This window comes from Saccharothrix obliqua, assembly GCF_019375475.1.
In the GTDB taxonomy this organism is placed as follows: domain Bacteria; phylum Actinomycetota; class Actinomycetes; order Mycobacteriales; family Pseudonocardiaceae; genus Actinosynnema; species Actinosynnema obliqua.
In genome coordinates this window covers 284,407-307,003 of the sequence record NZ_JAHXGQ010000006.1, presented here as the reverse complement: position 1 = coordinate 307,003, position 22,597 = coordinate 284,407, and the positions used below count along the sequence as shown (strand labels likewise).

The following is a 22,597-nucleotide window of genomic DNA, read 5'->3' as shown; positions in this document are numbered from 1 at the left end:
GCTGCGGCCGGCACGTCAGTGCACATCCGTTGCACGGTCCGCGCTTTGCGGCGTACCGCTGTGATCCCCCAAAGCAAGTGACGCCTTCCTCGAATCGCCCGGACACGGTGCCGGGCCACTTGGCGGATCGACCGCCGCTCTGAAGATGAGCGCGAGGCCCGTTACCGGCGATGCTCGATCAAACCTCGCCGAACGCAGATGCGCGTTGCCGACGTCGACGAAACAGCAGGCGGACGGCTGCGTGCCGTAGCGGTACTGGAAAGAGGCCCGTTCCGAACACTGAATCGCCGTCCGCCGCTACCGTCTTCGTTGCGGCTGTCTACCGGTCGCCCGCCGCGTCACGCGACCGCGGTCGCCTCCAGCTCGATCAGCAGTTCCGGGATCGCCAGCCGCGCCACCTGGAGCAGCGTGGAGGCCGGTGCCACACCGGCCGCCTTCAGGCGAGAGAGCAGCACGTCGTGGTGCGGGAACAGCATGTCGATGTCGGTGGTGTAGATGTTGAGCCGGACCACGTTCGCGAGGGACATGCCGGCCTCGCCGAGCACGGTTTCCAGGTTGTCGAGGCTCAGCGCGAGTTGAGCCGCCATGTCACCGGCGTGCAGGGCGTTGCCGTCGCCGCCCGTCGCGGTCTGCCCCGCGCAGTACAGGGTCCGGGCGTGCCCGGAGACGATCTCGCCCTGGTTGAACCCCATCGCCGCCGACCACGGCCACGGGTTGACCGCCGTTCGTTCCACTGCCACAACTGCTCCATTCGTCGACCGCACGCCCATCGGCTGCGGAGCCTTGAGGAAGCCTCGCAACGAATCACGACACCCTGTGTCGGGTATTGGGTAGGTTCTTCCGGGTGCGGGCCGATCGGTTGATCTCGTTGGTGCTCCTGCTGCGCCGGCACGGCCGCCTCTCCGCGACCGCGCTGGCCAGGGAGCTGGAGGTGTCCACGCGGACCGTGCTGCGCGACGTGGAGGCGTTGTCCGCGGCCGGGGTGCCGGTTTACGCCGAACGGGGCAGGCACGGTGGTTTCGCGCTGCTGCCCGGTTTCCAGACGCGGCTGACGGGCCTGAACCACGACGAGACCCTCGCCCTCGTGGTCGCCGGATCACGGCGCGGCGCCCAGGCGTTCGGCCTGGGTCCGGCCCTGGCCTCGGCCATGCTCAAGGTGGTCGACGCGTTGCCCGAGAGCCAGCGGGACACCGCGGTGGACGTGGCCGAGCGCTTGCTGATCGACCCGGAAACCGACCTGCTGTCCCGTCGCGTGGTGCCCGACGAGGTGCCCCACTCCACCGTGGCCGAGATCCGGCGGGCGGTGTGCGCGGGGCACAAGCTGCGCATCCACTACGCGGCCACGGGCCAGGTGCCGCGGTGGCGCACGGTCGACCCGATCGGCCTGGTCACCGTGCGCGAGCAGGGATACCTGCTGGCCACGAAGTCCGGTGAGGACCGCACCTACCGGCTGTCCCGCGTGCTGGCCGCCGAACAGCTGCCCGAACCCGCCCAGCGACCGGACCGCGTCGACCTCGACCGGGCGTGGCGGGAACGCAGCACGCGCTTCCGGGCCGGCGGCGACCAGGTGGCCGTGCGGGTGCGCGTGCACCCGTCCAGGAGGGAGGACCTGGTGACCACCGCGCTGGCCGTGCACGCGGAGGAACCAACCCCGGACGGCCACCTCCTGCTGACCCTGACCTTCCAAGACCCCCGCCACGCCGAGTGGGCCCTGTGGCAAGTGGGGACATCAGCGGAAGCCCTTGAGCCACAATGGCTGCGCGCCGCCCTGCACAACAGGGCCATAACCCTCGCCAACCGCTACAGCACGTGCGGTGAGGACACCGGCGCCTAACCACACAACTCCCTGCGACCGGCAGACCGCTTCCCTATAGTCACCGAGGGGGCACGGTGCGTAATAGGCGAGCGTTGTGCAGGGGGAACTCGTGGTCAACATGGTGCAGTTGCGCGATGCCGACTGGGCGGCGTGGGAGCGCGCGGCCAAGGGGTGGCGGAACTTCGCGGACCAGGCGGTGTACGCGGGCAAGGACATCCGCCGCCAGGGCAAGGACAAGCTCGACGAGCATTGGCAGGACAGGGTCGGCGAAGCGGCCGGGAAGGTGCTCGGCGACCTGTCCACGCAGTACGACTGCGCATCCGACCTCATGCGTGGTATCGCGATGGTCCTCGAAGGGCTGGCGCAGGCTGTCGAGGTCGCCCAGCGCCAGTTGGGTGGTGCGGTCGACATGGCGAGAACGCACCACCTCCGCGTCAACGACGACGGCACCGCAGCGCCGTATGACGGCTATGCGGAGGCCGTGGAGCACAGGCCCGTGGTGGAGCGGATGGTCCGCGACGCGGTCGAGGCCGCGACGCAAGCCGACGACCTGGCCGCGAAGCAACTGGCCCGGCTCAGGGATTCGACCTCGATCACCGATTCCGGGAAGGCACTGGACGAGTTCCAGGCGGTGGCCTCCCAGGCCGAGATCACGATGCTCCACTTCGCGCTGCCCCACGGCCAGGATCCGACGATCGTCGCCGCCTGGTGGAACTCGCTGTCGGACGCGCAGCGCCGCGAACTCGAACTCGCCGTCCCCGTCGAACTCGCCGACCTCAACGGTGTGCCGGATGACGTGAAGCAGCGATTACGCGGCCCCGGCCCGCTCGATCGCGTGGAGATGGTCCGGTTCAGCTTGGCGCACTGGAACGACACCTCGATCGACAAGTACGACAACAACTGCACGCAGTTCGCCTCGGTCGCCATGAAGCACGCCGGTGCGGAGGAGAACAGCGACTGGACCGACGACTCCCTCTGGAAGCTGGGGCGGCCCACGCACAGCTGGGCCGGTGCGAACCAGCTCCACGAGTACCTGACCACCAAGACCATGAGCCACGAGGTACCGCTCAACGAAGCGCGTCCGGGCGACCTGATCTTCCTCAAGCAGGAGGGGTCGAACGACGACCCGAAGACCGGCGACATCCACCACACCGCCGTCGTCACCTCTGTGACGCCGGACGGCGTCGTCCACTACACCCAGCACTCCGACAACAAGGTGAACCTCAGCCTGCAAGGTCGAGAACGGCACATCGAGCAGAGCCTGGGTGCGCAGCAGTTCATCGTCGTGCGCGTCGACCCGGCGGAGAGGTGATCGCGGTGGGCATCAACGTCAGCCTGGCGGCGTTGCGTCAAGCAGCGGACGACGTGGACGCCGCCGGGTCGAGCGCTCACGAGAACATCGCGAATTCCCTGACACCCAGCGCCGACGCGGCACAGGCCAATCCCGGCTGGCTCTCGTCCGATGCCCTGATGGGATGTCGCCAGTCATGGCTTGAGCACCTGACTGATGTCATCGACCGAACAGCGCAGGCGGCCGAAAACCTCCGCGCTTCGGCGAAGGACTACGAGGACGTCGAACGCCGGATCACCGAAGCGCTGACGGACATGCATTGGGAAGCGGAATGACCAGGGCCACGTGGTGGTGGCTCGCCGTGGTCGCCGCCGCGGCGGCAGCCGGGGTCTGGCTCAGCGCGGAGGCACTTGCCGTTCTCACTGCGTTCCACCAGAGCACGGCACGCCTGTGCAACGGCACGCTCGCGATACCTTCGAGTTCGTTCGTCTACGCGTGGGGAGGTGCCGCCGCGTCGGCACTGGCCGCCGTGGCCCTGGTCCCGGTGGTGCGGACGATGCTCAGGCATTGGCCCCGACCCGTCGCGATCACGCTCACCGCGGTCTTGGCACTAGGAGCCTGCGTACTTCTCCTCTCAGCGGGATGGACGGTTTTGGACGTGCACCACGACGCCCAACCGGTCACCCGAGTCTGCGGGGGCTGACCGGGTGAACCACAATTGCGGTCACCCGACGGTCCACCCGGACCAATCCCGTCCGCCGACGGGCGGAATCGCACCCGCGAAGTTGCAGAATTCCAGCCCAACGGAAATCGCGAACCGCGATAACCGTCTGATCGAGTGATCGGCCGGCAAAAACCGGTATCACGATCACCCACCGCCTTACTCTCGCCTCACGCACCCGTGGGGAGGACCATGAGCGGCTACGAGGTCGACATCGAGGGGCTGCGCAAGGCTGCGAACGCCGCCGCCTCGGCCGGCGAGCAGGCCGGTCGCATCACGCTGGGGGAGGCGGTGGCCGCGGTTGCCGAGGCCATGCCCGACTCGGCTTCGGCGGAACGTACCCGCGCCCTGACCACCGCGTGGGGTGAACGGCTGCGTGCGTGGTCGGCCGACATCACCGCGTTCGGCGGCAACCTGGCCTCCTCCGCCGACAGGTACGCGAAGGACGAGGACGCCGCACGCCGGGACTTCGACCTGTTCGGCGGGTCAATCGGATGACCGGGTACGCCGAGGTCCGCGCGTGGAACCCCGACGCGCTGGAGGAGGTCGCACGGTCCGTGCGCGGGCAGAAGGACCAGGTGCTGGGCCTCCAGGACGAACTCGACCTGTCGTTCGGACCGCTGTTCTGGCACGGCAGCAGCGCCGACGGCGCGCGCGGCGCCCTGGCCGGGTTGCGCGACCGCGCCGAGCACGTCGTCGCCGAGGCCGCCCACGTGCAGAAGGCACTCCAAGACGCCGCCGACGCCGTGGCCGACCTCCGCCGACGCGTCGAGGAACTGGAGGCCGTCGCACAGGCCAACTGGTTCACCATCAACCCGGACGGTTCCGTGCGCGACAACGACCCGGGCACCGCCGACCCGAGCCGCGCGGCCACCGCCCGAACTCTCGCGGACCAGGTCGGCCACCTGGTCGCCGACGCGCAGGAGGTCGACGCCCGCCTCGCCGAAGCCCTGTCCTCCGCCGCGGCGGGCGAGGTCGGTGACCACGGTGCCACGAACCTCGCCGACGCCGACATCACGTCCACCGCGGACGGCAAGTACCACACCGGTCCGCCGGAGAAGCCCCACGTCGAGTTCGACGAGGACTTCGCCTACGACTCCAAGGATCCCGAACTCGCCGACCAGGCCGCGAAGCTGAAGTGGCTGACGCAGTTGCGCGGCGCGCAGGCGCTCGGGCTCATGCCTGACGCGACGGCGATGTACGAGCACTACTGGGACAACACCGGCGCACCGAAGGAGTGGGACTACGAGAAGGCGTACGGGGAGGACTCCGGCATCCGCAAGGGCGTCGACGCGGAGGTCACCCGTGCCGCCCGAGCCGCGGAGGAGATCATCCGCTCCGGCCGCACCGACTTCGCGATGACCGGCGCCGCGAGCGGTGCGTCGCCCTACCCGCAGACCGAGAACTGGCAGAAAGCCGTGGGTGGGTACCAGATCTGGAGCCACGGCAACGTCAAGGTCGAGGGCAACAAGGTCACCATGGACATCACCGTGGAGGGCGAGGACCGCTACAACTTCAACCGCGACGACGCCGACATCGCCACCGGCGCGCCGGACAACGACAACGGCCGCTTCACCGAAATCGGCTGGGCCAGGCCGTTCGACACGCACGGCAGCATGACCAGGACCGTCACCTGGGAACTGGGCCACCCTCCCGCGGGTCTCACCAACGACGCCACGCCCGACGACGGCACCGTCCGCGGCACCGACCGCGACCGCGGCCCGACGCCGGACAACCCGAGGGAACCCGAGAGGAACCGCGCCCGGTGATCCGCACCGCGCTCGCCGTCGCGCTCCTGCTGCTGACCATGGCCGCCTGCGGCACCGCCCCAACGGAGACAGGACGACCCACCATGCCTACCAAGTCGGGCACCGGCGAACTCCGCACGGACCTCGAACCGCTCACCAAGCGCTTCCCGCTCCTCAGCGCCGCGGAGAAGGCGGAGTGGATGTCCGGCACACTCGGCGACGGCCGCGTCCCCGGCCCCTCGACGTTCTGGATCGACGCCGTCGTCACCCTCCCCGAGTCGACACTCGCCCGCCTGGACAAGGACACCCGGGAGACCACCACCCCACCCGAGGTCGTCAGCGGCCTCCGCGACCACCTCCCCCGCGGCCCCTACCTCACCGGCGGCTCGCTGGACGAGGCGTTCACAACCCCCACCTGGTCCGCCACCGCGTACCTGGCGAAGAACACCAACACCGTCATCCTGGTGGCGTTGGGCGAATAACGCGATGCCGCGGTCCGGATGCCGGGCGTGCTGCCGGATCCCTCGCACCTCGCGGTGGGCCGCGCACAACAGCGCCTGAACCTGCCGCAGTTCACCGTGGAACTCGGGCCGGACCGGCTGAGCGGGTGGTCTCAGGGCGTCACGGGTGGGTGCGCGGGTGTCGCTCCCATCCGGTCCAGCAGGCCGAGGACGGCGTCGACCGCGTTCAGGACGTGGTCGGGGTTGATCCGGCCCGACATCGTGCCGAAGACCAACCCCGACTCGAAGTGCAGGGTGAAGGGCAGGAAGTCCACCCGGGCGAGCAGGTGTTCGACGGCCCGGGGGTTGAGCGCCTGCGCGGCGGCGGCCGGATCGCTTGCGAACACGGCGAACCGGGCGTCGAAGGGGCCTGGCGGGAACCCCACCCGGTGCCACTGGCCGCCCTCCGCGGCCACGGTCACCGGGACCTCGCGTACCAGGGCGGGGTCCAGCGGGCGGCCCGAGTGGACGCGACGGCTGATCTTCATCGTCGGCAGACCTGAGGCGGCCACCTCGATCCGGTGCTCGTAGGACGTCGCCGCGCTGGTCGAGGTGGCCTTCTTCACCGACGCCTCGCTCACGCGGACCGACCAGTCGCCCCGCCGGACGTCCAGCGCGAGCACGAAACGCGGCCGGGACAACGGCAAACCCTTCGGCGACAGGAGTCCGGCCGACCACGCGCGTGCCCCCGCGCGGCCGACCACCCTCCCGCCGGCACTGCCCGCGAGTGCGGCCAGCGCCTCGGCGTGCTCGTGCTCCGCCTTCCGGTCGCGGCGCCGTCGCCACCAGAGCAGCAGGCCGAACAGAGCGAGGACGACGGCGATGAGCGGTGCGAGATCCAGCAGGTACGCCATGATCAGATGTCCAGGTACCCTTCGGTCTCCTGCTTCGACCGGTCGGTGCCGGTGCCGTCGTAGTCGGCCGCCTTCTGGCCCGAACCGATGTTCCGCAAGGGCTTGTCGATACCGGCGTTCGCACCTGTGCCGACGCCCAGCTGCGATCGCCCCGCGTCGACGGCCGCCTTGCCCAGCATCGAGCCGAACCCGTTTTGCAGCCGCTCGCCGAGCATGCCTTCTTTGCTCCACAGCTTGACCAGTGGCGACTTGTCGCCCGTCTCCTTGAGGACGTCCGCGACAACGCTGCCGGCGTGCTTGTTGGCCATGGAGCGCTGGAAGGCGGTCTTCACGTTGCCGACGCGCTTGGCCAGGTTGCGCAGGAAGTCGAGGATCCTGGTCAGGAACTGCTTCAGCTTGGCCACGATCCGGGCCACCCGGCTGCCGGTGGCGGCGACGCGCACGCCGGTCGCGGCACCCGCCGCGGCGGTCGAGGCACCGAAGCTGGGCACGGCCGCGGCCAGCGCCGGGATCCAGATCATGATCAGCCAGGTGATCAGCTCGGTGAGGATCGCCTTGATGAAGTCCTCGACGATCGTCATGATCATGCTGGAGATCTGGAGCATCTGCGCCAGCTCACCCGCCTGGCCGGCGACACCGTCGATGCCGTTGGCGAACTCGCCCAACTTCGTGCTCGCGGCCTCCGACGCGGGGCCGCCCCAACTCGTCACCGACTTCTGCAAGTCGTCGTCGAACTTCTTGCGCAGGTCGGCCACGCCCTTGCCGATGGCGTTGAAGTTCTCGGCCGCCTGGGCCAGTGCCGGACCGTCGCCGCTGACGAAGTGGATCGCGTCCTCCAGCGGCTGCACGACGCTGATCAGGAAGTTCAGCCCCTGCCCGACCAGCCAGCCGATCGGGTCGGTCGCGATACCCAGCGCCGAGGTGCCGAGCGCCCCGATGAACGCGGTGCCCTCGGAGGCCAGGCCGGTGATCTCGGCACCGCCCTTCTCCGATGCCTTGCCCCACGCCTCTTTGGTCTTGAGGTAGTTGCCGTAGAAGGGGGCGGCTTCCGCCATCTTCTGGCTGGTGTCCTTCTCGCCGACGGTGATCTCGACGCCGCCGGCCGTGGTCTTCTCCTCAGCCATTGTGGACGCCCCCGTCCAGCTCGACTCGCAGACCGTTCAGGAGCTGCTTGACCGCTTCCTCCTGGTCGTCGTAGTCCTGCGCCGCGCCCTTGAACTTGTCCGAACCGGACTGCAAGCCGTCCTGCATGGCCTGGAACAGTTCCTTGAGGTCGCCGAGCATCCGCGTGTAGTCGTCCTTGACGAACAAACCGACCACGCCCCACGACTTGTCCGTCACGTCCGCCTTGGCCACCAGGCCCGCGATCTCGGCGGCGGTGCCGCGGTGGCCGTCCAGTTGGCCGGCGAAGGTCCGCAGTTCGTCGGGGTTGACGTCGAAGCCGCCGCTCACCGCGCGCTCCTCAGCTGGTCGTGCACGACGATCACCGGTCCTCGTCGTCGTAGAGGTTGAGGAAACGGCCGTCTCGGCCCTGCGCAGGGCCGGAACCGGGGGGTGCCGGCCGGCCGTCGTCGCGAAGGAACCGACGCTGTGAAAAGTCGTCCTGGTCCTCGGCGGGCGCGGGTCGGCGGGGTCGGGTGGGCGGCGGACCGCTGTGGGGTGGCGGCGGGTTCTGCTCGGTCATGGCGCGCAGTTCCCGCGGTGTGACGCCGAACAGCTGGGCCTGGGTCTCCAGCACCTGGTCGGTGAGTCGCATGTCGTCGCCGAGCGCGTTCTCCACGATCGCCGCCTGGCGGCGAGCGGCCTCGGCCACGGCCTGCCGCAGCGTCGCCATCAGCGCGGCGGCCAGCGCCTGCGGCGGTCGGCGCATGGCCTGGTCGGTCAACCGAATGTCCTTGACCGCGCCGGACGGACCGGCCACAACCGTCACCGCGCGGTCCGGCGAAGTGGCCACCACCTCCATCGCGGCCAGCTCCCGCTGCATCTCGCCGACGCCCGCGACCTGCTGGTCGACCCGGTGCAGCTTGGCTTGGAACTGTTCGAACCGGGCGACGAGCTGGTCTAACTCGGCCGACACGGCAAGACCTCCTGGGGTCGCGACTTGGCGGCACGCACGGCGCCGGAGAGCGGGGACCATAGTGGCAAGCGACCCGCCCGCTGTGTGCCCGAACGGGCGAAAAGGGACTGGCGACTGACCCAAGACTGCAAGACGCGCATGGCCTTGCCCATGTCGTGAACCCCCGGCCCGGTGGCGGGGAGGTGGCTATCGAGCCGGACGGGCCACTAGACGGACGTCGCTTCCCGAGCGGGACACGTCGAGGAGTTCCAGGCGGAGGATTCCGGACATGCTGTGGATGCCCGCGTTCTCCAAGCCGCTCTTGCCGGAGCCGAGCAGGGCGGGGGCCACGTAGTTCACCACGCGGTCCACCAAGCCCCGGGCGATGAAGCTGCCGGCGAGCGTCGGGCCGCCTTCGAGGAAGATCGCCCGCACGCCGCGGTCGTGGAGGCCCGCGAGGACGGACGGTAGGTCGAGACCCTTGTCTGCGCGCTTGACCTTCAGCACGTCGACCACGCCGTCGAGGTGCGACGCGTCGGCGTCCTCGGCCACGACGATGAGCGTGGGCGCGGCGTCGTTGCAGACGTTCGCGTCGGCTGGGGTCTTGGCGTTGCTGTCGAGCACGACGCGGAGCGGTTGGCGCTTCGGGTCGTTCACCATGGACAGGTCCAGGCGCGGGTCGTCGTTGCCGCGCACGGCCAGGTTGGGGTTGTCGGCCTGCTGCGTGCCCGAGCCGACCACGGTGGCGTCGCAGCCCGCGCGGAGGAGGTGGACCTCCGCCCGGCTCTCCGGGCTGGTGATCCACTGGCTGGTACCGTCCTCGGCGGCGATGCGGCCGTCGAGGGTGGCGGCGAACTTGTAGACCACGAACGGGCGCCGGTGCGTCCGGGTCACCGAGTCCCATTCGGCTCGGCCGACCAGTTCGTCAACGCTCAGCGTGCCCATTCAGGTCCCCTTCATTCCTCACCGCTCGGATGAACTCGTCGACACTCGGGTGCGCCTTCCACGACTGCATGATCTTGGTGCTCGTCGCCAGCTCTCGGACCGTGCGGTGCGACTGGGTGTCCTGGGCGATCCTGAGCGCCTCCACGCCGCTCTCCAGCGCTGCTTCGGGGAAACCCGCCCGTGCTGCTACAGCTGTCCTGCGGGCGAGGTGCAGGCCGCGTTCGCGGTGAAAGGACTTGGGCCACTGGCTCATGACGTGGTCGTACTCGGTGAGGGCGCGCTCGTGGTTGCCGAGGGTGCCGTAGACGGCCGCACGCTGCACTGACACGTAACTGGGTGTGCAGTAGCTCGCCAACGAGTACGGGTCGAGCGCTGGTGCGGTGACCCCGGATAGGGCTTCAGCACGGTCGATGTAGGTCATGGCTGCGTGCTCGTTGCCGTCCAACGCGCTTGCGTGCGCGGCCTGCTGGTGGATGGCCGCACGTACCTGCGGGCTGGACACCTGGGCTTCGCAGCGGATGGACGCCTGGGCGAGCGTGATGGCTCGGGCGCGTTCTCCGAGGAATTGGGCCTGCTGGCTCATCCGCATGAGGACGTAGGCCGCGATGTTGGCATTGCCGGACGAGTGAGCCCACTCAAGCGCCCGGCTTGACCAGCCTTTGCCCGCGGCGAAGTCGCCCAGGTCGTCGGCGAGCCAGCCGCAGAACTCGGCGAACAAGGCACCGATCTCGAACAGGCGTCCGCGCGCCCCCGACTCGATCCGCTCGTACAACTTGGCGATGTTGCCGACCTGCTCCCCCGCCGACCGCACCAGATCACCAGGTCCGAGGAGGCTGTCCGCCGACACCAGGGCGTCCCGGAACGAGACGAAGTGGTCGATGACCTCGGGATCTACCGCGGCACGGCCGGCAGATCGCGAGGACAGTAAGCCGGGGAGGGAGGAGGCCGCCAATCCGGCCAGGGCTCCCATGAATTCACGCCGCTCCACGCTGTCCCCTCCGGACGAGTCCTCGGCGCGCCTGGCCAGGCGACGCTGCGCTTTGGTAACTGCGACCGCCCGCGCGATGACTTCCGCCGGAACTCCGAAGCTGTTCGCGTAGTGCTGCTGCCAGTAGGGCGTCACCAGGCGCTTCTCGGATTCCCAGCGGGACACCTCGTTGCGAGTGACCGCACGGCCCGCACGCTCGGACAGGTCATCGGCCTGCTCGCTCTGCGAACGGCCGGTCTCCTCGCGGAGGCGGCGCAGGAGCACACCGATGCTCGTCGGCCCGTGCATGTCGCCATCCTGACTGGTGCGAAGGGGAACGTCACCATTCTGGCCACCTCTGCCGGCCCCCTACGACCACATGGCCCCCTCCAGCGGCTACTCCGCCCGATCGGTCTAACCGCGACGCTGATTCCGGCGTCAGCGCCAAGTGATCAGCCAGAGGCCGCCCATCACCTGCGGCATCTCTGGCCGGCAACTGCTCATCGAAGCCGGACGACGAGGAAGGCGGACGACTGTGACAGCCGCGCTGAGGACGTACACCGTCCGGCTTCGCACCAAGTCCTTCACTAAGGCGGTGCGGCTCGCCGGCTTCACCTCCGACTACCGCCTGGCCGGCGCGATGGGGCTCAACCGCTCAACCGTGAAGCGGGTCAAGAGCGGTGAACTCCAGCCCGGTCCCGCGTTCATCGGCGGCGCGCTGATCGCCTTGGCACCAATGCAGTTCGAGGACCTGTTCGAGGTCGCACCCGAGTCCCCACGGAGTGGCCTCGACGTTCCCCATCAGGAAGAGAGGGCCGACAGTGCCGAAAGCCACCCACGAGACCACCGATCCGCTGACCGCGGCACTCGCGTACGCCGAGATGGGTTGGCCGGTCGTACCAGGAGCGGTGTGGCGGGAAGGCGGGTTCATCGACCCGGCGTCGGGTGAGCCCGCCGACGAGGTCGTGTTGCGCCCGATCGAGACCGCGGATCTCGACGTGGTTCGCGAGTGGTGGTCGGCCCCCGGTCTTCACGCGCCGACCGTGCTCGCCGTGACCGGGCCGACCTTGGGCGCGGTCACGGTCCACGAGTCGTTGGCCGACCGGGCGATGTGGCTGGTGACGCCTGAAGAAGCAGGCAACGCCCTGCTCCTCGCGGATGAGTTCGACGACCACCTGCGGAGCGTTGGGACGGCTGCGGCATGACCGAGTTGGATGAACGCCTGGTGGTCGAGCCGCAGTGGAATCGAGAGGAATTCGCCGACGTCGTGCGCCAACTGGCGGAGGAGGCGGCCCCGCGGCTGTTCGCTCTTGTCGAGGAGTACGGAGATCGAGCCGAGGCCAGGGTCGCGGGCTACGGCATGGCGTTTCCCGACCGCGCCGACGTCAACTCCGTGGAGGGCGACTTCCCGCTGAGGTCCCAGAACCCGGAGAGCGCGCGCCAGGTCTTCGAAGTCAGCTCGCGCTCCAGGGGTGTGCGAGTGCACGTCGTGTGGTTGAACGACTCGGCCCGAGGTCCCCGGTAGTTCAGCCCGCCCGCGGCCGGAGGTGGTTCCGTCGATCGGGACCACCTCCGGCCGCCGTTCAAGCAGCCTCGTCGGGCCGGCAGTACGAGCGTTCGGGTGAAGAGGCGGAGCAGCAGCCCCCGCACAGCAGATCAGGGCCCCGTTCCGTTACCCGAAACGAGGCCCTGACCTGGACTTGCTCTTGCGCGCTCGGCAGGATTCGAACCTGCAACCTTCTGATCCGTAGTCAGATGCTCTATCCGTTGAGCTACGAGCGCATCGTTCTTCAGTTGTCACCCGGCCGAAGCCAGGTGTTGCGGAGGCTCCGGGATTTGAACCCGGGATGGGCGGTAAACCCAAACCGCATTAGCAGTGCGGCGCCATAGACCAGACTAGGCGAAGCCTCCCGGAGCCCTCGGCTACGACGCATAGGTTACACACGTCTGCCGGTCATAGGCAAAACGCCCCCCTCTTCACCCCGTCCTTGCTGGTCAGGGGTGGTGAAGGGGGCGTTCATCGGGGGTTCAGGAGCGGTACTTGTGGTGTACGTCTCAGGGGGTGTTGTGGGCCAGGCCGAGGAACGGGGTCAGGGCGTCCGGGTTGCGCAGGGCGTCCCGGCTGACGGCCTTCTCCGGGGGCGTTCCGGCCAGGATCTTCTTGACCGGCACCTCGCACTTCTTCCCGTTCAACGTCCGGGGCACCTCGGCCACGGCCACGAAGCGGTCCGGGACGTGGCGGGGGGAGAGGCTCGCCCGCAACTCCGCCTTGAGGGCCGGGGTCAGGTCCGCCAGGTCGACGCCCTCGGCCAGCACGAGGAAGCACAGCAGCTCGCCGTCGGTCCGGCCGGCGCCGGACGTGTCGATCACGAGCGAGTCCACGACGCCCGGCACGCCCTCGACGACCCGGTAGAACTCGCTGGTGCCCATGCGCACCCCACCGCGGTTGAGCGTCGAATCGCTCCGCCCGTAGATGACGGCCGAACCACGGGCCGTGATGCGGATCCAGTCCCCGTGCCGCCACACGCCCGGGTACACGTCGAAGTACGCCTCACGGAGTCTGCTGCCGTCCTCGTCGCCCCAGAAGCGCACCGGCATGGACGGCATGGGCTCGGTGATCACCAACTCCCCCACCTGCTCCACGACCGCCTCACCGGCCTCGTCGTACGCCCGCACAGCGGCACCCAGCGCACGGCACGACAACTCACCCAGCCACACGGGCAGGTCCGGCGACGCCGCCACGAAGGCCGTGCACAGGTCGGTCCCACCGGACACCGAAGCGATCTGCACGTCCCCGACTGCGTCCGTGATCCACCGGAAACCCTCCGGCGTGAGCGGTGCGCCGGTGGAACCCACGACGCGCAACGCGGTCAGGTCGTACCGCTCCGCCGGCCGCACGCCTTCCTTCAGGCACGACTGGATGTACGGCGCGGACGTCCCGAAGTACGTCACGCGGTGCTGCTCGGCCAACCGCCACAGCACCGACAGGTCCGGGTGCGCCGGACTGCCGTCGTACAGCACGACGGTGGTGCCGACCAGCAGGCCGGACACCAGGAAGTTCCACATCATCCAGCCGGTGGTGGTGAACCAGAAGAACCGGTCGCCCGGCCCCAGGTCGCTGTGCAGCGCCAGCATCTTCAGGTGCTCCAGCACGATCCCGCCGTGCCCCTGCACGATGCCCTTGGGCAGCCCGGTCGTGCCGGACGAGTACAGCACCCACAACGGGTGGTCGAACGGGACGGGCTCGAAGACCAGTTCGGCCTCCTCCGCCAGCAACGACTCCCACGGGACGACGTCGGGCAGCGTGCCGCCGAGGTAGTCGACCAGCACCGTGGCACGCAGGGACGGGATCGCCGCCCGCAGCCGCTCCACGGTGGGCCGCACGTCGAACCCGCGGCCGTTGTACCGGTAGCCGTCCACGGCGACCAGCACGGTCGGCTCGATCTGGGCGAACCGGTCGGCGACGGCCCGCGCGCCGAAGTCCGGCGAGCAGGACGACCACACGGCGCCCAGCGACGCCGTCGCCAGGAACGCGACCAGGGCCTCCGGCGAGTTCGGCACCAGCGCCACGACCCGGTCGCCACGCCGCACCCCGAGCCGCTCCAGCCCGGCCCGCACGGACGCCACGCGGCGGCGCAGCTCGCGGTACGTGATCTGCTCGGCCCGCCCGTCCTCGCGGTGGAACACCACGGCCAGGTCGTCGGTGTCGTGCCGCAGGGCGTGCTCGGCGTAGTTCAGCGTGGCGCCGGGGAACCAGCGCGCGCCGGGCATCACGCGCTCGGCGAGCACCGCCGTCGGCTCGTCGTGGAACAACACCCCGAAGTGCTCGGCGAGCGCGCCCCAGAACGCCTCCAGCTCCGTCACCGACCACTCCCACAACGCGGGGTAGTCGGCGAACTCCAGGCCCTTCTCGGTGGCGAGCCAGGAGCGGAACGCGGCCATGTGGCTGTCGGCGACCCGATCGGGGTCCGGACGCCACAGCAGCTCTGCCTCGCCGGCGGCGGTGCCGGCACGCGTGTCGGTCATACCTGAGTTCCTAGCTCATCGGAGCCCCTGGAACCACAGTGGTGTCCGACGGTCGGACACTCAGCGCCGAAGCGCGATGAACACGTTCTCGCGGCCGGGCCGGTCGGGCGCGTCCCGCACGTCGACGACCCGGTAGCCGGTGGCGGTCAGGCTCTCGGCGACCTCGTCGCGGTCGCGGAAGCGGAGCGTCGAGTCGGACGTGATCACCTCGCCGTCGACGGCGAACCGGCACGTGTGGCGGAACGACACGTACGGCAGGTCCACGGACGTCACTTCGAGCCGCTGCACCACGCGTCCCACGCCGGGCACGTCGCGCTCCTCTTCACCGTGCCAGTCCTCCCACGCGCGACGCTCCGGTCGCCTGGTCTCGAACACCAGGTGGCCGCCGGGGCGCACCGCGGCGTGAACGGCGCGCAGGGCCGCGGTCCACTCGTCGTCGCCGAGGAACACCTGCGCCACGTTCCCCGTCATCACGGCCAGGTCGGCGGCGACGGCGGGCACGGCGGTGGCGTCGCCGTCCACCCACGTGACGCGGCCCTGGACGTCCTTGCCCCGCGCGACGTCCAACGACGGCCGGGACGGGTCGACGCCGACCACGGTCAGGCCGCGCTCGGCGAGCAGGACGGCCAGGCTCCCGGTGCCGCAGCCGATGTCGACGACGCTGCGCGCGCCCAGCTCGGCGGCGATGGCCGCGTACGCGGTGAGGTCGTCGCGCTCGTCCTCGAACGCGTCGTAGATGAGAGCCAGCCTCGGGTGGGCGAAGATCGCATCAGGCACACCACGACCGTAGCCGCGCGCGGTGGTCCGGCCGAGCGGATCAGTTGCGGCTCGCGCCCGCGAGCAGGTGCTCGACGGCCGACGTGAGCCGCGCGGCGTCGGTGGGCGCGACCACGAGCCACAACCCGTCACGCCGCACCAGGTAACGCCCGTCCGCGGTGTCGAGCCACGAGATGGCCGCGCCGGTCGGGTGCAGGAAACCGTTGCGGTTGCGGGCGATCACGGCGATCTGGCCGCCGCCCGTGCGGGTCGTGACGGCACGCATGAGGGAGTTGCCCTCGGGTTCGCGCACGCCCGCGTTCCGCAGCACGTCGAGGAAGCCCTCGGTGCCCTCGGCGACGCCGGCGCGTCCCGCGGCGAGGTAGTCGTCCCACCGCACGTTCACCGCGCGGCCGGAGCCGGGCGGCGCGGGCGGCAGGGTCGAGATGGTGCGGGACGCGAGCGCGGTGGCCCGGAAACCGGTCAGCTGCACCTGGTCGCCGACGCGGCCCGCGAACGCCCCGTGCCACGCCGCGGTGGCCAGGCCGCGGGCCTGCTCGCCGTTGCGGGTGAACACGACCTCCAGGCCGAACTCGTACTCGGCCAGGCCGCGCAGCACCGCGACCAGCTCCTCGTCGGGCCGCTGCACGGTGCCGAGCCCGCGGGCGAACAGGTCGCGGGACGCGGTCTCCACCAACCGCGCCCGCTCCCGCCCGGTGTGCCCGTAGTGCCGGGTGCCCAGCGGCACCGGGTGCGCCTCCCGGTGGACCGCCTGCCACAGCAGGAAGAACTCCAGCGCGCTGAGCCGGAAGACGCGTTCGGTCACAGGCCGATCACCGGCGGCGCGGCCTTGCGGTCGACCCCGAACACGTTGTCGTCGTCCTCCAGGTAACCGGGGCGGTTGCGCTCGTTCGCGCCGCCGCCCTGCGGTGCGACCGGCGGCGGCATCGGCGCGCCGATCATGCCGCCGTGCGGCGCCACCGCCTTGGGGCCCTGGAACTGGCTCGTCACGCTGCCCTGGTTGGCGGCCGACCGCGCACCGGGTTCGGCGGCCCCGCCCAGCGAGCCGCTGACCGAGCCGGGCACGCCGAGCGGTGCGGGCGCGCCACCGCCACCGCCGCCGCCACCCGCGCTGATCGGCGTGGGCAGCCGACCGCGGCCACCGCCACCGAAACCACCGCCACCGGGACCACGTCCGCCGCGGCTCGACTGCTGCGCGGGCTGGTGGGCGCGCTGGTCGGAGGCCGGCTGGTTCGGGTTGGTCACGACGACGGGGCCGTTCGGGCCGTCGACCGGGGCCGGACCGGGCCGGGGCACGACGACCACGGGCGGCGGGGTCGGCGCGACCGGGTTGGGCGGCGGGACGAACGACGGCACGGTGCGGTCCACCGCGTACGAGTTCTGCTGGAACATCGCCATCACCTCGGCCGCCTGCCGGTGCGTGGCGTCGGCGTTCACGGCCGAGTCGACCACCGGCGCGGCCACCCGCTCCGCGCCGACGAACGGGTTGGCCGGCACGGGGTGCGGACCGACCTCGGGCGTCACGACGGGCTCGAACAGGCCGTCGCCCACCACGCGTCGCGGACCGGGGTGCACCTCCGCCAGCGGCGCGCGCACGTCGGGCGGCGGCGTGCCGACCGGTTCCACGACGGGTGGCGCGGGCACCGGCGCGGGCATCATCTCGCGTGCCGTCTGCACGTGCTGGATCTCGTCGCCGATGCACTTGGCGACGTTCTCCGCGTGGTCGCTGGTGTTCAGCGCCCACTTCTCCACGGTCTCCAGCGCTTCCCGCGCGCGGTCGGCGGACGCGCCCGACCACGCCTGCTGCGACTGGGAGATCGCCTTCGCCAGCAGGTCCCGGACCTCGCCCAGCGCCTTGCCGACCGACGCCCACTCCGCCTGCGCGGAACCGGCGGCGTTCAGGTCGACGCCGGTGTGCACCATGTCGTACAACGCCTGGTGCGAGAAGGCCATCCAGTCGACCTTCTCGCCGAGGCTGCTCGGCGGCGCCTCCTGGCGACCCCGGTCGTCACCGCGGTTGCCGTACCTGTCGTCGCTCACGGGCCCTTGGCCTCCCCCGCCGAGTTGAAGGCGTCCGCCGCGTCGTCGTCGGCGTACTCCAGGTTGCGCGCCGCGTCGCGGATGGTCTGCTCGACCTCGAACAGCACCTGCATGAAGTCGCCGATCACGCTCACGGCGGATGTCTTGTCGCCGACCGCGACCTCGCGCAGCCGGCGGCTGATCGCCTCGCCGACCCAGTTCTTGCCGAACTGGAGTTCCACGTCCAGGCTCGTGACGGCCTTGGTGTGGACGGTGTCCACCAGGCCGCGCGCCTGCGTGATGATCTTGAGCAGGCCCAGCACGGCCTGCTTGTCCAGGTCCAGCTTCGCCTGCCGCTCGGCCAGCTCCGCCTCCGTGGGCTTGCCGTGCGACGTGCCCGGTGACGCGCCACCGCGGCCCGGTGCGTCGTCCGGTGTCGTGCCCGGCTTGGCCGGCGCGGTGCCGTCGGGCGTCGTGCCGGGCGCGGTGCCATCGGGCGTGCTGCCGTCGGGCTTCGCGTCCGGCGAGGTGTCGTCCGGCTTCGTGCCGGGCGCGGTCGCATCGGGCGGTGTCGTGCCGGGAGGTGTCGCGCCGGGTGTGGTCACGGGCGGGACGACGCCGGGCGCGGGCTCCTCCGTCGCTCCGGACGGGACGCCCGGGGCGGTGGTGTCCGGCGTCTCCGGTGGCGTGGTCGGGTCCGCCGGCAGCGCACCCGGGGTGCTCTCGGCCGGCGGTGTGATGACCTGCGTGACGTCGGTGGGCGGCGGCTGGACCGCCGGGACGGGCTCGGGCGTCGCGCTCGGCGGCAGGGTCACCGTCGGCTGGGGGTCCACCGGCAGGGTGGTCGTCGCGTCGGTGCCCGGCACGGTGCCGGGTGGCGCGGTGAGCGTCCGGGTGACGTCCGGGGCCGCGGTCGGCACGAGGCCCGCGAGCACGTCCGGCGTGATCACCTGGGTGGTCGAGGTGTCCACAACGGGTCCCGGCACCGGGGTGGGTGCGGGGACCGGTGCGGGTTGTGCCAGTGGAACGGTGTACCCGTCGCTCATCAGTTAACCCCCTGCACTGCGGTCTTCGCCGCAGCCGCGCCGCGCGTTACCCAGCTGCGCCCGCGTCCGGCGTTCCGGGCGCGCCCCTTAGATGTACCGGGTGGGCCGTCCGGTTCCAAGCGACCGGAAAGACTCTCTACCGAGAGTGCTAGCGCAGGTGCGAGTCGAACCAGTTGAGGGCGCGCTGCCACGCTTCCGCGCTGGCCTCGGGGGTGGTGTCGAACCGGTGGCCGGTGTCGCGGAACCGCACCACGTCGGTCGCCACCGGCGCGGCCGCGGCGGCGTCGCGGAGCTTCTCCACGTCGCTGTTCGGGATCGCCTCGTCGTCATCTCCGTACAGCCCGAGCCACGGGCACGTCAGCTCCTCCACGACCTCCACCAGCGACGGCAGGCCATCGGACAGCGGCGCCAGGATGCCGCCACCACCGACGGTGACCGCCGCACCGATGCTTCGGCTTCCCGCAACCACCATCGCGACCGATCCGCCCAGGTCGAAGCCCATGACACCGAGCCGGTCGGCGCTCACGCCGCGTTGTCCCAGCCACACGAACGCGACATCCGTGTCGGCCAGCACGGTCTCGCCGGACAGCTCACTCGCCCGCTCCGCCGCGTCCGCGGGCTCGTCGTCCGCGTCGTGGTACAGGTGCGGCGCGACGGCGAGCCACCCCTCGGCGGCGAGACCGCTCACGAGTCCGCGGACGGTGTCCGTCACGCCACGCGCCTCGTGCAGCACGACCAGTCCGCCGCGGACGGCGTTCTCCGGCTCCGCGACGGTCAGCCGCAACGTGCGGCCGTCGGTGAGCGAGAGCGTCTCGGTGCGGGTAGCTGTCATGCGGTAACCCTTCCACGTGGGGGTGAACAGCAGTCAACGTGAGCAACCGAACGGCGGGTATGCCCCATCCGGGTCTTGAGCGGCTAACGTCCAGTTCAGAACCGGAAGGAGTCTCGGATGACCGTGCGAACCCGCGCAGACCTCTCCGCGCTACCCAGTTACGTGCCGGGCAAAACCATCCCCGGCGCGATCAAGCTGGCGAGCAACGAGGTGTCCGCCGGACCGCTGCCCAGCGTGGTGCGGGCGATCGCGGACGCGGCCACCGCCGTGAACCGCTACCCCGACACCGCCGCCACCGACCTCGTGGCGCGCCTGGGCGACAAGCTCGGCGTGCCGGCGGGGCAGGTGGCCGTCGGCTGCGGTTCGGTGACGCTGTGCCAGCAGCTCGTGCAAGCCACCTGCACGGAGGCCGACGAGGTGGTGTTCCCGTGGCGCTCCTTCGAGGCGTACCCGATCATCGCGCAGGTCGTCGGCACCGGGCAGACGCGGGTGCCGCTCACCGCGGGCCACGGCCTGGACCTGGACGCGATGGCCGACGCGATCACCCCGAAGACCCGGCTGGTCTTCGTGTGCAACCCCAACAACCCGACCGGCACGGCGTTGCGCCGGGACGAGATCGAGCGGTTCATCGAGCGGGTGCCGGCGGAGACGCTGGTCGTGCTGGACGAGGCGTACAAGGAGTTCGTGGACGACCCGGACGTGCCGGACGGCGTCGAGGTGGCCAAGGCGCACTGGGCGGCGGGTCGGGACAACGTGGCGGTGCTGCGCACGTTCTCCAAGGCGTACGGGCTGGCCGGGCTGCGCGTCGGGTACGCGGTGGGCTCGCCCGAGCTGGCCGAGACGCTGCGCAAGGTCTACGTGCCGTTCAGCGTGAACGCGCTGGCGCAGGTGGCGGCGCTGGCGTCGCTGGACGCCGAGGACGAGCTGATGACGCGGTGCCGGGCGATCGTCGCCGAGCGCGGCCGGGTGCGGGACGAGCTGCTGGCCGCCGGGTACGACGTGCCGGTGACGCAGGCGAACTTCGTGTGGTTGCCGCTGGGCGAGCGCACGGCCGAGTTCAACGAGCACTGCCTGGAGCACAAGGTCGTGGTGCGTGCGTTCGCCGATGACGGCGCGCGGATCACCATCGGCGAGCCGGAGGAGAACGACACCTTCCTCGCGGCGGCGAAGTCGTTCGCCCGCTGACCGTCAGCGGGTCAGGATCTGGATGATGGCCACCGCTCCCACCAGCACGATCACCGCGCGCAGCGCGACCGGTGGGAGCCGGCGGCCGACCTTCGCGCCGATCTGGCCACCGATGACGGAACCGAGGGCGAGCAGCAGCACGGCGTCCCACGCGACGTCGGCGATGAAGATGAACAGCACGCCGGCGATGAGGTTCACGAACGCGGTGAGCACGTTCTTCAGGGCGTTCATCCGCTGGATGTGCTCGTTCATGAGCACGCCCATCATGCCCATCACCAGCACGCCCTGCGCCGCGCCGAAGTAGCCGCCGTAGATGCCGGCGAGGAACACGCCGATCCACAGCGTGACACCGCCGTGCTCGTGCCGTTCCCGTTCGGCGAGCTTCCGGTTCAACCACGGCTGGAGCACGACCAGGACCAGCGCGACGGCGATCAGCACCGGCACGATCGCGGCGAACGCGTCCTCCGGCAGCTTGATCAGCAGCACCGCGCCGATCAGGCCGCCGAGCAGCGAGGCGGGCAGCAGCCGCTTGACCCGCGGTCCCTGGCCGACCAGCTCGCGCCGGTAGCCGACGGCGCCGCTGAGCGAGCCGGGCACCAGGCCGAGGCTGTTCGAGACGTTGGCCGTGACCGGCGGGAAGCCGACGGCCAGCAGCACGGGGAACGTCACCAGCGTCCCGGAGCCCACCACGGTGTTGATACCGCCCGCGAAGACCCCGGCGACGACGACGAGGATCGCCTCCAACGTCGTCACGGCCACCTCTTCCGCTCGTTGCCGGCACAGTTGGTTAGCGACGCTAACACTCTGCGCCGGGGGGCGCGGTGTGGTTCCCGCGACACCGCGCCCCGTGCGGTGGGTCAGCGCAGCTTGCGGAGGGTGAAGGTGTCGGACGTGCCCGTGCCGGAGAGGAGCTTGCCCAGGTCGCCGTCGAGGACGTAGCTGCCGCGCGGCGTGCGTGCGATGGTGGTGGGCTCGTTGTCGGCCCACGGCGCGACGTGGTCGGTGACGCGCGCGGACCGCCAGTTGTCGCGGGACCGCAGCACGGTGACGCCGTTCTCGCCGGGCGAGCCGAGGTTGTTGGTGACGACCGCGAGGCTGCCGTCGGGTCGCAGGTCGACGCCGTCCGCGCCGACCACCGGGCGCTCCAGGGCGACCTCGGTGAACGCGGCGGGGTTGGTCAGCGGCACCCGGAACACGGTGCCGGTGTCGTAGCGGCCGACCAGGAGGTAGCCCGCGGGGTGCCAGGCGATGCCGTTCAGGCCGATGCTCGGGCTCTTGAACCGAGGGTCGCGCACCAGCACGGACGCGTTGCCGCGCGAATCGACCTTGTAGATCGCGTCGGAGGCGATGTCGGTGACGTACGCGTTGCCGTACCAGTCGACGGCCACGTCGTTGGCGGCGTGCGGGCCGTCGCCGATGGCCAGGTCGGTGAACCGCTTCGCCTTGCCGGTGAACAGGTCGAACACCGCGAGGCCGGAGGACTTGAAGGTCGTGTCGGGCGTGGAGCGGCGGGCCAGGCCCATGTCGGCGTAGGTGACGTAGAGCTTGGTGCCGGCGACGTGCAGGCCGAACGTGGAGATCATCCGGGGGTCGGCGGCGAGGGTCCGGGTGACGCCGTCACGCAGGACCTCGACGGTGCCGTGCCGGACGGAGCCCAGCAGGAAGGCGTTGCGGACCGGGTCCCAGGTGACTCCCTCCGGGTGAAGTTCGGCGGAGTGCCCGGTGATGACGTCGGAACGCTGGTGGGCGGAGGCCGGGGCGGCGGTCACGACCGATAACGCCACGACCAGCGGGATCAGGAGGCGCATACTCAT

24 protein-coding genes and 2 tRNA genes are annotated in these 22,597 nt (G+C 70.7%); 9 read left to right on the top strand and 17 right to left on the bottom strand.

Annotation, left to right across the window (positions count from 1 at the left end; genetic code table 11):
* Positions 1-338: 338 nt before the first annotated feature.
* The gene (locus KZQ38_RS21000) at positions 339-734 is read right to left on the bottom strand and encodes a RidA family protein (RefSeq protein WP_219444017.1); all 396 of its coding nucleotides are present in this window, start codon (positions 732-734) and stop codon (positions 339-341) included.
* 110 nt (positions 735-844) lie between these two features.
* On the opposite strand from KZQ38_RS21000, the gene KZQ38_RS20995 reads away from it, so the two are divergent.
* The 6 genes from KZQ38_RS20995 (at position 845) to KZQ38_RS20970 (ending at position 6,058) form a co-directional block, all read left to right on the top strand.
* Positions 845-1,834, top strand: coding sequence for a helix-turn-helix transcriptional regulator (locus KZQ38_RS20995; protein ID WP_219443828.1), 990 nt, complete (start codon positions 845-847; stop codon positions 1,832-1,834).
* A 76-nt stretch (positions 1,835-1,910) separates the two neighbouring features.
* Entirely contained in the window at positions 1,911-3,128 is a 1,218-nt protein-coding gene (locus KZQ38_RS37185) for an amidase domain-containing protein (protein ID WP_219443827.1), read from the top strand.
* 5 nt (positions 3,129-3,133) lie between these two features.
* Positions 3,134-3,442, top strand: a complete 309-nt coding sequence (locus KZQ38_RS20985; RefSeq protein ID WP_219443826.1) for a hypothetical protein — start codon at positions 3,134-3,136, stop codon at positions 3,440-3,442.
* A 578-nt stretch (positions 3,443-4,020) separates the two neighbouring features.
* Complete coding sequence (locus KZQ38_RS20980; RefSeq protein WP_219443825.1) at positions 4,021-4,326, top strand: hypothetical protein; 306 nt, start codon at positions 4,021-4,023, stop codon at positions 4,324-4,326.
* Positions 4,323-5,597: a WXG100 family type VII secretion target gene (locus tag KZQ38_RS20975; RefSeq protein WP_219443824.1), complete on the top strand. Its 1,275-nt coding sequence runs from the start codon at positions 4,323-4,325 to the stop codon at positions 5,595-5,597. The genes KZQ38_RS20980 and KZQ38_RS20975 overlap by 4 nt, the downstream gene beginning before the upstream one ends.
* Entirely contained in the window at positions 5,594-6,058 is a 465-nt protein-coding gene (locus tag KZQ38_RS20970) for a hypothetical protein (RefSeq protein ID WP_219443823.1), read from the top strand. Before KZQ38_RS20975 ends, KZQ38_RS20970 begins: the two co-directional genes overlap by 4 nt.
* A gap of 131 nt (positions 6,059-6,189) precedes the next feature.
* Here KZQ38_RS20970 and KZQ38_RS20965 read toward each other — a convergent pair whose 3' ends face one another.
* The 6 genes from KZQ38_RS20965 to KZQ38_RS20940 all read right to left on the bottom strand — a co-directional run bounded on the left by KZQ38_RS20965 (position 6,190) and on the right by KZQ38_RS20940 (position 11,207).
* Complete coding sequence (locus tag KZQ38_RS20965) at positions 6,190-6,930, bottom strand: hypothetical protein (RefSeq protein ID WP_219443822.1); 741 nt, start codon at positions 6,928-6,930, stop codon at positions 6,190-6,192.
* Between the two features lie 2 nt (positions 6,931-6,932).
* Complete coding sequence (locus KZQ38_RS20960) at positions 6,933-8,054, bottom strand: hypothetical protein (protein ID WP_219443821.1); 1,122 nt, start codon at positions 8,052-8,054, stop codon at positions 6,933-6,935.
* On the bottom strand, positions 8,047-8,382 hold the full coding sequence (locus KZQ38_RS20955) for a WXG100 family type VII secretion target (protein WP_219443820.1): 336 nt from the start codon (positions 8,380-8,382) through the stop codon (positions 8,047-8,049). Before KZQ38_RS20955 ends, KZQ38_RS20960 begins: the two co-directional genes overlap by 8 nt.
* A 31-nt stretch (positions 8,383-8,413) precedes the next feature.
* Positions 8,414-9,007 carry a YbaB/EbfC family nucleoid-associated protein gene (locus KZQ38_RS20950; RefSeq protein ID WP_219443819.1) on the bottom strand — a complete coding sequence of 198 codons (594 nt, stop codon included), beginning with the start codon at positions 9,005-9,007 and terminating at the stop codon, positions 8,414-8,416.
* 186 nt (positions 9,008-9,193) lie between these two features.
* Positions 9,194-9,931 (bottom strand): bifunctional diaminohydroxyphosphoribosylaminopyrimidine deaminase/5-amino-6-(5-phosphoribosylamino)uracil reductase RibD, encoded by a 738-nt coding sequence (gene ribD / locus KZQ38_RS20945; protein ID WP_219443818.1) that lies wholly within the window; start codon positions 9,929-9,931, stop codon positions 9,194-9,196.
* Positions 9,912-11,207 (bottom strand): helix-turn-helix transcriptional regulator, encoded by a 1,296-nt coding sequence (locus KZQ38_RS20940; RefSeq protein ID WP_219443817.1) that lies wholly within the window; start codon positions 11,205-11,207, stop codon positions 9,912-9,914. The genes ribD and KZQ38_RS20940 overlap by 20 nt, the downstream gene beginning before the upstream one ends.
* 512 nt (positions 11,208-11,719) lie before the next feature.
* Between KZQ38_RS20940 and KZQ38_RS20935 the strand changes: the two genes are divergently transcribed.
* Together KZQ38_RS20935 and KZQ38_RS20930 are read left to right on the top strand one after the other, a co-directional pair.
* Positions 11,720-12,103, top strand: coding sequence for a hypothetical protein (locus tag KZQ38_RS20935; protein WP_219443816.1), 384 nt, complete (start codon positions 11,720-11,722; stop codon positions 12,101-12,103).
* Positions 12,100-12,423, top strand: a complete 324-nt coding sequence (locus KZQ38_RS20930) for a hypothetical protein (RefSeq protein WP_219443815.1) — start codon at positions 12,100-12,102, stop codon at positions 12,421-12,423. Before KZQ38_RS20935 ends, KZQ38_RS20930 begins: the two co-directional genes overlap by 4 nt.
* Before the next feature lie 184 nt (positions 12,424-12,607).
* Here KZQ38_RS20930 and KZQ38_RS20925 read toward each other — a convergent pair.
* From KZQ38_RS20925 to KZQ38_RS20890, 8 genes are all read right to left on the bottom strand, one after another.
* Positions 12,608-12,680, bottom strand: a tRNA-Arg gene (locus KZQ38_RS20925).
* A gap of 39 nt (positions 12,681-12,719) precedes the next feature.
* Positions 12,720-12,809: transfer RNA gene (locus tag KZQ38_RS20920), tRNA-Ser, on the bottom strand.
* A 144-nt stretch (positions 12,810-12,953) separates the two neighbouring features.
* The gene (locus KZQ38_RS20915; protein WP_219443814.1) at positions 12,954-14,924 is read right to left on the bottom strand and encodes an acetoacetate--CoA ligase; all 1,971 of its coding nucleotides are present in this window, start codon (positions 14,922-14,924) and stop codon (positions 12,954-12,956) included.
* 60 nt (positions 14,925-14,984) lie between these two features.
* Positions 14,985-15,701 carry a class I SAM-dependent methyltransferase gene (locus tag KZQ38_RS20910; protein WP_219443813.1) on the bottom strand — a complete coding sequence of 239 codons (717 nt, stop codon included), beginning with the start codon at positions 15,699-15,701 and terminating at the stop codon, positions 14,985-14,987.
* Between the two features lie 40 nt (positions 15,702-15,741).
* Positions 15,742-16,506, bottom strand: a complete 765-nt coding sequence (locus KZQ38_RS20905; protein WP_219443812.1) for an ESX secretion-associated protein EspG — start codon at positions 16,504-16,506, stop codon at positions 15,742-15,744.
* Positions 16,503-17,741: a hypothetical protein gene (locus tag KZQ38_RS20900; RefSeq protein ID WP_219443811.1), complete on the bottom strand. Its 1,239-nt coding sequence runs from the start codon at positions 17,739-17,741 to the stop codon at positions 16,503-16,505. The genes KZQ38_RS20905 and KZQ38_RS20900 overlap by 4 nt, the downstream gene beginning before the upstream one ends.
* On the bottom strand, positions 17,738-18,766 hold the full coding sequence (locus KZQ38_RS20895; protein ID WP_219443810.1) for a hypothetical protein: 1,029 nt from the start codon (positions 18,764-18,766) through the stop codon (positions 17,738-17,740). Before KZQ38_RS20895 ends, KZQ38_RS20900 begins: the two co-directional genes overlap by 4 nt.
* A gap of 148 nt (positions 18,767-18,914) precedes the next feature.
* Positions 18,915-19,598: a dienelactone hydrolase family protein gene (locus tag KZQ38_RS20890; RefSeq protein ID WP_219443809.1), complete on the bottom strand. Its 684-nt coding sequence runs from the start codon at positions 19,596-19,598 to the stop codon at positions 18,915-18,917.
* A gap of 117 nt (positions 19,599-19,715) precedes the next feature.
* Between KZQ38_RS20890 and hisC the strand changes: the two genes are divergently transcribed.
* On the top strand, positions 19,716-20,783 hold the full coding sequence (gene hisC, locus KZQ38_RS20885) for a histidinol-phosphate transaminase (protein ID WP_219443808.1): 1,068 nt from the start codon (positions 19,716-19,718) through the stop codon (positions 20,781-20,783).
* Positions 20,784-20,786: 3 nt separating this feature from the next.
* Here the strand turns inward: hisC and KZQ38_RS20880 are convergent, their stop codons facing one another.
* Together KZQ38_RS20880 and KZQ38_RS20875 are read right to left on the bottom strand one after the other, a co-directional pair.
* Positions 20,787-21,536: a sulfite exporter TauE/SafE family protein gene (locus KZQ38_RS20880; RefSeq protein WP_219443807.1), complete on the bottom strand. Its 750-nt coding sequence runs from the start codon at positions 21,534-21,536 to the stop codon at positions 20,787-20,789.
* A gap of 104 nt (positions 21,537-21,640) precedes the next feature.
* Positions 21,641-22,597: an SMP-30/gluconolactonase/LRE family protein gene (locus tag KZQ38_RS20875; RefSeq protein ID WP_219443806.1), complete on the bottom strand. Its 957-nt coding sequence runs from the start codon at positions 22,595-22,597 to the stop codon at positions 21,641-21,643.